Below are 10,975 nucleotides of genomic sequence, written 5' to 3' on the forward strand. Positions count from 1 at the left end.
GGGTAATAAATGGCAAGAAGAATATTCACAGCCGCACTAGAAACTCCTTCTTATAATGGAAAGCACAGGAATGAAAAACAATAAACACATGGAGGCAATAATCTGGCCCATAAAGATCGCATCCAACAAAATCGCCCCTTGCCACAAACAAATAAGCAGAGTGATAAATAATAAAACCACATGAAAGAAAACAATCAGGAACAGAAGGTTCGCTGAGAACTCCCCATCACTAATTTCCACCTCCAGGCAGAAAAAATAAAAGACACACAAACTACAGATAATATAGAGGCCTTCATGTCGAATACCCTGAAAGAAATCAGGAGAAAACTCTCCTGCCAGTCCATTGTACGTCAGCCTGACTCCCAGATAGATGAGCCAGTAGACTGGAGGGATAAACAAAAAACCATACTTTCTAAAAAACAGCATCATATCCATCCCCTATTTATTTTAACCAGCATTTCATTTTTTGTTAGCTTTATATAATTCCCACTGATGGATATACGAATAATACTGCCTACCAGGCACATTAATGATGATGCCATCACAGTCCAGTTTATTTACAGGGCTGGTAAAAGCGCCTGTCGGTATGTTTACTTCAAGTGTATTGCAGTCGTTTTTCCAGTGTCTACCTGCTTCAAGTTCATCCATCGAAAATGAGTGAATGGAGATAACGAACATCCCGCAAAACCCAACCACCGCCATAAGCGCACAGTATATGAATGTATCGCCTCTGTTAACTCGAAGATTGAATTTTTCAGGGATGGCAACCATTGCCAGCGCACCGACCACACCAATAACAAAAAGAATCAGGCATATACCGTTAAGCCATGCAACGTTATGTCCAAGTATATAGTACGCTTTCACTTTCTTATTCCTTATGCTGCATACTTTCAAATAACGTGAGATTGTTAATACTGACCATCGGTCTTACTATTCACCTGCCCCCATCCGATCAAAGGAATAAATCAAGACATAAAACATATAAAAGATCACTGTGGCTGTAAAAAATCCCGTTATTACTGACAGAGTCAAATCAGGAGAACCGGCCCACATGTTTTTATCCATGAATACCATGAAAGAAAATAAAGCACTGAGACCTGTAAGCCCAAACAACATTAAAATATAGGAAAGCGCATCTCTTATAAAAACACCCATAATTACATAGCCGTAACCACAGATAATGATTGCCATTGCAAAAAACAGTCGTACATAACCATCACTATCAAAACTTAACAGAGATTCAGCCATTTACCCACCCTCACTCAATGTTTCCATCACGCTGTTCAAAGGCTCGCGTGTTTTAATTTCAATGCACTCTCCTGTATTACTTCCGTAACCTCTGCCTCCACGTGCTTCGAGTACCCGTAGCATTTTTATGCAGACATCTGTATTAGGCATGGGAGTAATATCCCAAATTCCACCACCACTACTCGGCGTCATCAGCACCAGAAAAATAAAGGCATGCATACTTTATTGCCTCTGTTTATATATTAACGAATGAATATTTCTTTCATTGCCTCTGCGAGAGTTGTTTGCTTATCGCCACTTATCGCTCTGTCATAATCAGCCTTGCTGACATTTTCAATAACATCACCACACTGAAGTCGATTTTGCGCAGGAGAGAAAAACCCTTTATCAATATTAGTCTCAAGCAACCGGCAGTCATTTTTCCAGTGATGAGAAAGCGCTTCGGGTACTGTATTACTGTCAGTAGAAAATAGCAGGACATAACCTGCCAATAAAAACACCAGCCACATCGCCCATCCGAATAACTCTCTCATAACAAGCTTTTCCTTTCAGTAAATAACATCATTGCACTTTATTTTCAGATAAACTTCCTTCTGGCCTGTACTTAACGGGAAGGTAGCGGGTTGTTCCGTCAGGACAGGACCAGGCATCTTTGCGCCCATTAAATCCTTGTTGAGCATCAAAAGCTGATATCTTGCAGTTTGTTAATGTATTCATTGTATTCTTTTTTCTTAAAATCATTTCCTTATAAGCATCCTCTGGTGACAAAATAACAAGGGCAGTTATAACATGAAGAATTAAAACCCCAGAGAACATGCATACGCGCCACACCCTTCTCTCAAACGCCCTTGATGCAAAAAATCCAACTATCACTCCCATACCAATAGCGAGAAAAAAATAAAATATATAAAATGAGTCAGCCCGAACAAGCTTATAAGAGAATGTTAAGAGATTAATCATAATCAACCCACCTATTTAAATAACGCCTTACACAAAGATACATGAGCGTAATATCTGCGTCTGAGCACGCTACCGCCCATCCCTTTCAACGCAGAGGGCACTCGTTATAATTCAGAAATGAAAACTTACTGCAGCGCCAGTAATGGCGCTGTGAATCAATTAAGGCGAGGTTGTCCCCACGCCGATGGTGTCACGACAAAAAGAACCGTTGCTGGCTGGTGATATACATCATCTGCATCCACGTACGGCGCTATCCACAATGACGTTGTCTCCTCCCCTTTTCTTAATGGCCGGGGATAATTACCAGGAACCGTCACCGGCGATGTAAAAGTTGATACACTCACTGGTCGAACAGCTGGCGCTACAGCCACGGGCCGATACACCGGCGTACTGACTTTCCTGTTATTCGTCAGCAATCCTGACGTTACTGTATTAGTCGGTGCAGTTGTCGTTGCTCCGGGACGCATTAAATTTGGCTGTGGCGGCAACGGGTACGAATTAACTGATGTGGTTCTGAAATTACCCTCAGCCAGTTGTGGCAACCCGGCCGCAGCCGGCTTTGCATCACTGCGTTCCTCTTTCAGCTTCGCTTTTTCATTTGCCTGCTCCATCGTCATACAGGTATCCGACGTCGTGGCATTACATTGAAATTCGGTCTCTGTGCCCGCACACCCGGTTAAGAGCAAAGCGCTGCCCAGAGGAATTAACAGCATTAATTCCTTCATATATTCACCCGTAATCTGTTTATTTTTTAAAAATCGATTTCCAGTCAGTCTTCCTGAATACTGCTTCTGCAAGATTATTAGCAGCCCTTACAAGCTCCTCATAAAGTTTGGGGTCTAAATAATTTGCAGATTGAGGTACAGGCTTAGGCTCCTTTTTCTCCTGCTTCCTGTTCATTACGCAGGCCCCCCCTGACATCCTTCACCCGAGAAATCCCCTGCGGACAGGAGTCCTACGGAAAACCACAGCCATCCCGGTAAACACCACCGCCATCAGCAGCCAGAGCCAGAGAATATTATGCCTATAGCTCTGGTCGATATATGCTGCATACCCTGCCGCATCCGTACTGACGGTGGTGCAGTCGTCCTGTAAAACCGGAGGCAGTGGAGCGTTCACCGCATCACCATTAAGTTCTTTCGGCCCCGTGCAGTCCTGAATGACATATCCCTCCTGCTGCACAGACTCTACGGTTTTCACCAGCGTCTGGCCGAACGTGTACGGTCCCGTCAGGAACACCAGAACAACCAGTAACATCATCATGGCCAGCGGATACACCACCGCACACTTAACCAGCCAGTGAGCCCAGCGCAGTGCTGACAGAACAGCAGTAATGAGAGACTTAGCCATTATTTTCCCCCTGCGGCGCTGCGCCCGGAGAGAACTCCCGCGGATCAAGTTTGCCCAGCTTCTTCAGCATCTCGTCAGTATTGAATCCGTTCATACCGCCGCCTGACTGATGATGTGCATCAGCCTGCGGTGCCGGCTCCGCCTCCTGATTCTGAGCCTGCTGTTGCCCGTTCTTTTCCGCTTCCAGTTCTTCAATCGTTTTCAGCTGGAATCCATCCTGGAACACGACGGTCACTTCGTTGCCGGCACCAATCGGAATGACCGGGTGATACTGCTCGGCCCTTTTGATGTAGTACTCGCTCAGCGTCTGCGCAGCTTTAGATGCACCACCGCCGACCCCCATTTTCAGAACGTCACCGGCGCCAACAGATGCGGTTGCCCCCAGGCCAACAGCCGGCTGTGAAGCCCGTTCCATGCCCTGACCAATCCCGTCAACAAAACCGGCCCCCCATGCCCAGCCGAGGATTTTTCCGTTACGCATCACCACCTCTCCCTTAACCCCGTTTTTCCCCATAAAGGAAACGTGGCCGTTAATGGGCTGATCGATGGTTTTATCACCTTTGATACAGCTGATATTGCGGGTACGGACAATGGCGCGTTCGCTGGAGACATCGCCCCAGGCTTCAAGGCCCACAAAACACCCTGTCAGGTCGTAGGTTTTGCTGTTTGGCATTTCCACGCGACCGGTGATACGCAACTGCATCGGTACAGTTGATTCATTCCCGGTAACAGACGCGTTGGCATCTGCCCCCTCGATAAGCATGCTTTTTGCAAAGCTCCCCGACGGAATGTAAGGCAATGACTTCGTTTTTTTTCCTTTGTCGTAACTGAACGTTTTACGCTGTATCTGGTTTGGTACCGGTACAGACTGGTAGCTGACCTGCGGCGGCGGTGTCATACCATTCCCCGGATAGAATGCCGTCGGAGGCGGTACCGCGGCGCCGGTTTGCGGCGGATAACTGGCTGGCTGCGGCTCCCCTTCCGGACCGGGTGGCGGTGACGGAGGAGTCGGCGCGGGCTCGCCACCAGAGACAGCCGGTTTCACGCCCAGCGCCTTCAGCTGAGTCTGCATGGCTTCATTGTCACTGCTGAGTTTGTCAATACGTATCTGGTCAGCGGTTCGCGCCTTACTCAGTAGTTCCACTTCCCCCTGCAGGGAGTCAAAACGCTTGTTGAGATCAGCGGCAGTCGCCTGCATTTCGGTGGTCGCGTGCTGCTCCACCTTACTGTTGAAGCTGCTGTCGACCACCCCGGTCATATCCGGCGCGGGTTCGCCCTGAGCCGGGGCTTCCTCATCAGAGCTCATGTTCAGATCTGACAGATACAGCCCGCCTCCGACGGCTGCTGCGCCGCCCGCCAGAATGAGTCCCAGCCAGATATATTGTTTACGTTTGATCAGCGTGTTGAAGTTGGCCATCAGCGCTTCACTCCTTCATCTGACGTCGTGACCCAGATCTGCATGCGACCACCGGCAGTCAGCAGGCCCGCCGGGGTACTGAACATGACGGCACGTGTTCCGGGCTGCCAGAAATCGCTTTCACGCACCATACGGGCCGACAGGGAGACATTGTCCAGACTGTAACGGACAACTTTCAGGTGATGACCGACCCAGACCCGATCGGCAGTGGCGCGCAGACCAGCCGGCACCTGCAGCACTTCAGAAGTGACGGGGACAGACTGATACTCATCGGGTACGCTGCCCTGACGCACGGCGCGATTCAGCGAAACCAGTAACGATTCATAGGGATTCGACTCTTCCCAGGCTTTTGCCGGACCGGGGGTACCCGCCAGCTCGCTGACCAGCTGAATTGTCCGGCCTGAGCCCGCACGGGGCACGGCACGAATGGAGAAGTTCAGCCCGCGTTCGGTTTCCACAATGAAGGTGAATGGTTTTTTACTGACGGTCGCCAGAATGGCGCCGCCGCTGTCGGTCTGCTCCTGGTTTGTCAGGCCGCCGTCCAGGCTGTTTATCGCCGTGATGCGATCTCCAGGTACTGTGAACAGATTCGGATCGGTGTTACTCACGGCAATATTTGCCTGACCGCCATTGGTCAGGGGAACCACTGTCGGCGCCAGCGTACCGCTAAGGGTCGCTGACATCGCAGGGGCGACCAACAGCAGACAACCTGAAATAAATAACGAGTTAATTTTTTTCATTATTTATTTCTCCAAAACGCGCCAGCCAGCTGACACCATCGACACGACTGAACTGAATGACATAACTTTTAATTTCACTGTAGGGTTTGGAATCCCCAATCCACGTTTTCAGCTCACCCCGGATATCCACGCGGTTCTCTGCCGGCCACGCACGGATCGAGGTCATATAAAAGGTGGCATTAACGTTATTGTCTTTAATACGTTTCGCATCTTCAGCCAGCTGGACCTTTAGGCTGTTCTGCGCAGCGGGTAATACATACCGGAGAAGCTGCTGATGCTGGGCATCAACCGTTTCCGGCGTGACATTCAGACGCAGGGCAACAAAGGACAGGCCCAGCTGCTCAATATAAGAAGCGTCAGCCTGGTTCTGAGACACCGCAAAGGGGGCACGGAATAACATCGGTGTCACCGCCACTTTCTGTTCCGTCTGCAGACGGTAATTATTTATGCCCTGGATAATATTGGTCGCAAGACTGAGGGTCAGGAGTGTCCCCAGACTGATAAATCCCACAGCGATAACGCGGGTGGTATTTTGTCTGGCACCATGTTCCATATGTTATTTCCCCGTTGATTTATTTAATCCACTGCCGGAAACAGGAGTCCGGAACATCATGAAAGAAACCTTTAAGAAGGGAGGTTGGCAGATACCAGTAAATCAGGTCGCGTAGCCAGGAACTGCCCCGCCCTTTTTTCAGTTTCTTGATACCCCAGAAAACCAGTGCCGCTGCAGCCATACCAAAAATGAACTTGCTGGTCCAGAAACCCCAGCCGAGACAAATCACGGCCGGGATAAGTTCATCGAGATATAAGCCAAACCAGCGGGACTGGTTAGTCAGTGTTTCCGGGAAACGGTATCGCTTTAATTCGTCTCCCGTCATCACGTGCTTCCTGTCAGTAACCGGCGACCGACATACCGATGGTGATAAAGGTGGAAATAATCGCGAAGCCAAACAGGAACTTCACGTTTTTGGTCATCATGTACATGATGCCGCCGGCGACAACTTCTGCCAAAACCACCCATTTGACGACGCTGGATTGCTTACCAAACGTGCCTTTAACGGTCGCATCCCCGGACTTCATCAGGTCGGTTGCCGTGGTGGTAGCCATCGCAGCATCCGGGAAGAACGCCGCCACAGCAGCAACCGGCAGCGCAACTTTAGCGGCTTTCAGGGCTTTCTTTTTATTGAAAACGCGGGACATAAAAGACGGTTTGGTTTTTTCAGGGACAGCAGAGCCCTGAACACTTAATACAGCATTCATATTTATTTCCTTTTAAATAGATAATGTTTAAATGGTAATACCTTCGGGACTACTTATGTTTCAGATACTGACCTCCTTATCACTTCGACTTCAGAACTATAAAAATCAGGAAATTCGAACAGATGTGCTTTGAGACGAAGATAAACTTCATGCGACTTGCTTCTGTTACTTTTATTTTTAGCTGCAATCAGTTTTTTGTTTGTATCCTCATCAAAGCGGGCCATAACAACAGGACCAAAACTCACACTCTTATATGTTACAGTTGGATAAAAATCTGGATAGCGTAAAAGGTGATCCTTAACCCTAAGCACAACCTCCCCAGCCTTACTACGTCCGCTTCTCTCTTTGGCATTTACCAATTTCAGATGCGCATCTTCATCAAGTTTGAAACTAACGCATGGACCTAATGCCGGACGAGTAGTCATTCGCCTCACTTGCACCTCCACTCTACTTTTCAATAGGAGTAGTCTCACAAATAAAACCCCTTAACACAATAGACAAAAGGTCACTATTTATTTAACAATTTACTAACACGACTTCCAATTAATTCTGTAACAACCTTACAGAATGAAAATGCCATTCCACTGGCGAATAAAAAATAAAATACCTCTTCTCTCGTGCGGATTGGTAAAGCAGCAAGAATACGATTCACCCTGTTTTTCGATGTTCCAATTGCTATATTTAAAACCTCTGAGATCTGATTGTGGGAGGCACCAAAAGAATATAGAGCCAGAGTCTCAATCTGAACATCAGTTAAAAAACCGACTGCATTTTTAAATTCGTTGAGTTTTTTTATAAAACCTGAGCGAACAGGAGACAGTAAAAAACCGCCTCGTTGAAGATGACAGAACTTCCACAGAGTGAACTCTGTTCCATCAAATGACATCCGTTCTATTATAAAATCCCATCGGTTCCCATTAATGGGCAAATTTTCCTCAACGAGCATTTTTCGATCGCCTGAGTAAACTTCTGCGTCAAGAGCTGACAGACGTAAAGAAGAGGAGATTTCCAAACGGTTAAACCATATGTTAACGTTAATATTGTGCAGAAAAGTTGTAGCGAAAGAATGATTGAAATGGGAAAAGGATCCATCACGGAGCCTTATACAAGCAGGATGGCTAGAAAGGTTGACAGTTAATTGCATTTCACGAAAGAAATCCAATTGACTACAGTTGGTGTTTTCAATACGATCCATCGAACACATAGGAGCCTCCTCAACAGGATTCTATGGGCAGCTGATGTGAAGGGGGCCAACCCTTCACATCAGCGATTCTCAAATTTTGTGAGACCTGAGCCTCTCAAACTATGATAAATGTAACCCACTTCCCTGTCACTAAAAATACGCAGTTCATTCCGCTTTTATTTTTTATATTTTAGTTTAATAATCTAGATAACTTAATGTTGTGTAGTTTACTCTTCGTCACCATCTTCTGATTCTGGAAAGAATGTATCGACCACTTCTTTAGTGTCTTCCAGAATGTTATCAATCATAAATCGCCACTCAAATTTTTGGTTACCTGAGATATGTGGACTCAAACAAGAAATTCCCAAAATTTTGTTGGTTGCAAATTGTGTCTTCAAAACTGTTTCAAGCAAAACCTTATTGAAAGCCATCTGATTAAAGCCGCTTTCTTTCCTTTCCATTTGCGCTTCATAAACCCTCAAGCCTAACTCGACAAGCATCGTAGACACACTGGAAAAACTAACATCTTTCTCCCTGGCGCCCTCAGCTTTCCGTTTCTCCACAATGGCATTAATTTTTTCAGCAACTTCATCGCTAACATATGCCTGTATCTTTGCCATATCCATCCCTTAATATAAAAAGAAATCTTGATACTATTTACAGCCAACCAATTCAGACGATTCACCAACGATTCAATTCGCGATTCGAATCTAGATTCACCGCCTTGAAACTCGATTCATAAGGCGAATCACACCACGAATTGAATCTAGAGTCAATTCGCCAATAAAGCTAGATTTCATAAGGGTTGATTCGTTACTGATTCACCCACGATTTATAAGTGAATCGTTAGCGATTCATCTGCGATTCATATTTATATTACATAATGAAAGATAGTGTAATTTAGTTGACCATAACTCTATGGTTTAAATAATAAATCTGCAAAATTTAAATTTTGCGTGGGGTGTGGTCATTTTGTGGTGAGGAGTGCATATATGTTGAGTCTCGGTCTTGGATGGGTTAAGGTTATTCCGGGATTTGGCACGGAGGGGAATTCATGAAGGGAGTAGCGTTTGGTATCATCCTGTCTTTAATACCATTGTCATCAATGGCAGCAGACTGCTTTGATATGGCTGGCAGGGATTACAAAATTGATCCGGATCTCCTGCGTGCTATATCATGGCAAGAATCACGATTTAAAATTGATGCGATTGGGCGTAATCCTGTTACGGGTTATGGATCAGGCTTGATGCAAATTGACTCGCAGCATTTCAACGAACTGTCGCGATATGGAATAAAACCGGATCATCTTCTTAGCGATGCTTGTCTTAACATCTACACCGGAGCCTATTATCTGGCTCAGGCGTTTAAAAAGTGGGGCGTTTCGTGGGATGCAGTCGGGGCATACAATGCAGGCTTCAAAAAGACCCCGCGCCAGGCAGCAAGACGTTACGAGTATGCGAAGAAGATCCATTACTACTACACGGCTATCAAAGCAAGCAAACGAACTTCTTCTAAAGATCAGAAAATCGCCATGAACTAAAAAGCCTTCTGATATAAGAAGGCTTGAATTTCTTAAAAATCTACGGCATCTATACCTGGATAATAATCGGCATCACTATCAAAATGAAAAAGCAGATACCCGCCCTCCCGGTGCATTAGTATGAGATTTTTGCGTAAAAATTTAGACACCCCACCTCTTTTTAGCGCCAGAAGATGGCGTTTGAAATCATACATTCTTATAACACAACCATAAGGTGTATCATGTATCCACTCTAAGTAACTATCGCATGTTAGATAATTGGTTGTTGATGAAAGCACCTGAAGAACTCTGATATCACCTTCTTCCATATGTGAAATACTGATACACACAGCTTTAAATTCAAACATAAGTATTCCCACCGTCAAAACGCCGGACAGCTGCCCGGCGCTTATAATTAGCCTTTAAGAGTGCGGAATTTCTCCGCAATTAACCACAATGCCTTATTGAGTTTGACATCACCATCGATTGCTTTTACTGGCCGGGTTGTTGTTCTTTTCCCTTTTTCAGTTCGGCCAGGCAAACCGCCTTTAATCAGATTTTCCTGGACCCTTTGATATGTAGTCCAGATGTCATCTTTTTTATCTTCATAACGGCGCGGATGAATTATCTGTTCAATGCTGACTGGTGCTTTATTTTCATCATCGTATCGGTAGGTTAATGCAGCTTGTCCAAACAGACGCTGTTCTTCTTTGGTTAATGTAATAGACTTCATGACATCAACGCCTTCAGTAATTTTATCGAAAATGCCCAGAACTTCGTAAGCACCTTCTATGACCCTCCCAACAATATCACCTTTATGAGGTACACGAATCTCGCCAAACGACGTACCGCATACAAGGCCATTTGTGCATACAAAACGGAACATACCCGGTATCATTTGATAGCTGGACGATCCATCATGCGAGTTAAGAAGAATAATTTCGGGTACTTCTGTTCCTTTATTGGCCCCTTCACGGCGAAGTCTTACCATATGCTTAGTATGCCCCCGTTTATCCTCATCCCTTACTCGTGACTGACAGGCAAAAAATGGCTGGAAACCTTCTTCACGTAATTTATCCAGCAGTGTAATGGTTGGAATATAGGTATAGCGATCACTACGTGAATTATGCTTTTCTTCTGAAAACACAGAAGGTACAACCTTGACCAATTCATCGTTAGTCAGTGGGCGTTCCTGACGAATGGAATGAGTAAGTCCAAATCGGGATGCTAAACGCATATTATTCTCCTTCACCTGTTTAATTTTTTAACCATCACCCGTTGAGTTGCCGGGGCCGCGG

The 10,975-nt window shown here is 45.9% G+C and carries 19 protein-coding genes and 1 pseudogene; 1 reads left to right on the plus strand and 19 read right to left on the minus strand.

The features are described from left to right. Window positions 1–36 precede the first annotated feature (36 nt). From HMPREF3140_RS02345 to traM, 17 genes and pseudogenes are all read right to left on the minus strand, one after another. A complete protein-coding gene (locus HMPREF3140_RS02345; RefSeq protein ID WP_074421641.1) occupies window positions 37–435 on the minus strand; it encodes a hypothetical protein in 399 nt (132 codons plus the stop codon). Between the two features lie 24 nt (window positions 436–459). Then, on the minus strand, window positions 460–864 hold the full coding sequence (locus HMPREF3140_RS02350; protein WP_023320104.1) for a hypothetical protein: 405 nt from the start codon (window positions 862–864) through the stop codon (window positions 460–462). A 66-nt stretch (window positions 865–930) separates the two neighbouring features. Next, on the minus strand, window positions 931–1,248 hold the full coding sequence (locus HMPREF3140_RS02355) for a hypothetical protein (protein ID WP_016530481.1): 318 nt from the start codon (window positions 1,246–1,248) through the stop codon (window positions 931–933). Continuing rightward, window positions 1,249–1,467: a hypothetical protein gene (locus HMPREF3140_RS02360; RefSeq protein ID WP_004171484.1), complete on the minus strand. Its 219-nt coding sequence runs from the start codon at window positions 1,465–1,467 to the stop codon at window positions 1,249–1,251. It lies immediately after the preceding gene. A gap of 23 nt (window positions 1,468–1,490) precedes the next feature. Next, window positions 1,491–1,781, minus strand: a complete 291-nt coding sequence (locus tag HMPREF3140_RS02365; protein ID WP_032426790.1) for a hypothetical protein — start codon at window positions 1,779–1,781, stop codon at window positions 1,491–1,493. 28 nt (window positions 1,782–1,809) lie between these two features. Further along, on the minus strand, window positions 1,810–2,208 hold the full coding sequence (locus HMPREF3140_RS29185; protein ID WP_223177007.1) for a hypothetical protein: 399 nt from the start codon (window positions 2,206–2,208) through the stop codon (window positions 1,810–1,812). Between the two features lie 155 nt (window positions 2,209–2,363). Then, entirely contained in the window at window positions 2,364–2,933 is a 570-nt protein-coding gene (gene traV / locus HMPREF3140_RS02370) for a type IV conjugative transfer system lipoprotein TraV (protein WP_015065628.1), read from the minus strand. A 19-nt stretch (window positions 2,934–2,952) separates the two neighbouring features. Further along, on the minus strand, window positions 2,953–3,108 hold the full coding sequence (locus HMPREF3140_RS28550) for a hypothetical protein (protein ID WP_153587559.1): 156 nt from the start codon (window positions 3,106–3,108) through the stop codon (window positions 2,953–2,955). Between the two features lie 30 nt (window positions 3,109–3,138). Beyond that, window positions 3,139–3,558: pseudogene (traP, locus tag HMPREF3140_RS02375) on the minus strand (conjugal transfer pilus-stabilizing protein TraP); the annotation flags it as partial. After that, window positions 3,551–4,975: an F-type conjugal transfer pilus assembly protein TraB gene (gene traB, locus HMPREF3140_RS02380; RefSeq protein WP_070552835.1), complete on the minus strand. Its 1,425-nt coding sequence runs from the start codon at window positions 4,973–4,975 to the stop codon at window positions 3,551–3,553. The gene traB and the pseudogene traP, both read right to left, overlap by 8 nt. Continuing rightward, window positions 4,975–5,715, minus strand: coding sequence for a type-F conjugative transfer system secretin TraK (traK, locus tag HMPREF3140_RS02385; protein WP_070552836.1), 741 nt, complete (start codon window positions 5,713–5,715; stop codon window positions 4,975–4,977). The genes traB and traK overlap by 1 nt, the downstream gene beginning before the upstream one ends. Beyond that, a complete protein-coding gene (gene traE / locus HMPREF3140_RS02390) occupies window positions 5,702–6,268 on the minus strand; it encodes a type IV conjugative transfer system protein TraE (protein WP_004152602.1) in 567 nt (188 codons plus the stop codon). Before traE ends, traK begins: the two co-directional genes overlap by 14 nt. A 19-nt stretch (window positions 6,269–6,287) precedes the next feature. Further along, complete coding sequence (gene traL / locus HMPREF3140_RS02395; RefSeq protein ID WP_004178059.1) at window positions 6,288–6,593, minus strand: type IV conjugative transfer system protein TraL; 306 nt, start codon at window positions 6,591–6,593, stop codon at window positions 6,288–6,290. 13 nt (window positions 6,594–6,606) lie between these two features. Then, the gene (traA, locus tag HMPREF3140_RS02400; protein ID WP_004178060.1) at window positions 6,607–6,975 is read right to left on the minus strand and encodes a type IV conjugative transfer system pilin TraA; all 369 of its coding nucleotides are present in this window, start codon (window positions 6,973–6,975) and stop codon (window positions 6,607–6,609) included. Window positions 6,976–7,028: 53 nt separating this feature from the next. Next, window positions 7,029–7,400: a TraY domain-containing protein gene (locus tag HMPREF3140_RS02405; RefSeq protein ID WP_077270443.1), complete on the minus strand. Its 372-nt coding sequence runs from the start codon at window positions 7,398–7,400 to the stop codon at window positions 7,029–7,031. Window positions 7,401–7,483: 83 nt separating this feature from the next. Further along, complete coding sequence (locus HMPREF3140_RS26815; protein WP_077270442.1) at window positions 7,484–8,179, minus strand: transcriptional regulator TraJ family protein; 696 nt, start codon at window positions 8,177–8,179, stop codon at window positions 7,484–7,486. Window positions 8,180–8,385: 206 nt separating this feature from the next. Further along, on the minus strand, window positions 8,386–8,778 hold the full coding sequence (gene traM / locus HMPREF3140_RS02415; protein WP_004206766.1) for a conjugal transfer relaxosome DNA-binding protein TraM: 393 nt from the start codon (window positions 8,776–8,778) through the stop codon (window positions 8,386–8,388). A gap of 434 nt (window positions 8,779–9,212) precedes the next feature. Between traM and HMPREF3140_RS02420 the strand changes: the two genes are divergently transcribed. Continuing rightward, the gene (locus HMPREF3140_RS02420; protein WP_001568108.1) at window positions 9,213–9,698 is read left to right on the plus strand and encodes a transglycosylase SLT domain-containing protein; all 486 of its coding nucleotides are present in this window, start codon (window positions 9,213–9,215) and stop codon (window positions 9,696–9,698) included. Window positions 9,699–9,730: 32 nt separating this feature from the next. Here the strand turns inward: HMPREF3140_RS02420 and HMPREF3140_RS28090 are convergent, their stop codons facing one another. Together HMPREF3140_RS28090 and HMPREF3140_RS02425 are read right to left on the minus strand one after the other, a co-directional pair. Continuing rightward, window positions 9,731–10,045 (minus strand): DUF5983 family protein, encoded by a 315-nt coding sequence (locus HMPREF3140_RS28090; RefSeq protein WP_001568110.1) that lies wholly within the window; start codon window positions 10,043–10,045, stop codon window positions 9,731–9,733. A gap of 47 nt (window positions 10,046–10,092) precedes the next feature. Further along, the gene (locus tag HMPREF3140_RS02425) at window positions 10,093–10,914 is read right to left on the minus strand and encodes a DUF932 domain-containing protein (RefSeq protein WP_015065622.1); all 822 of its coding nucleotides are present in this window, start codon (window positions 10,912–10,914) and stop codon (window positions 10,093–10,095) included. Window positions 10,915–10,975 lie beyond the last annotated feature (61 nt).

Source organism: Klebsiella sp. HMSC16A12, from assembly GCF_001808265.1.
In the GTDB taxonomy this organism is placed as follows: Bacteria; Pseudomonadota; Gammaproteobacteria; order Enterobacterales; family Enterobacteriaceae; genus Klebsiella; species Klebsiella pneumoniae.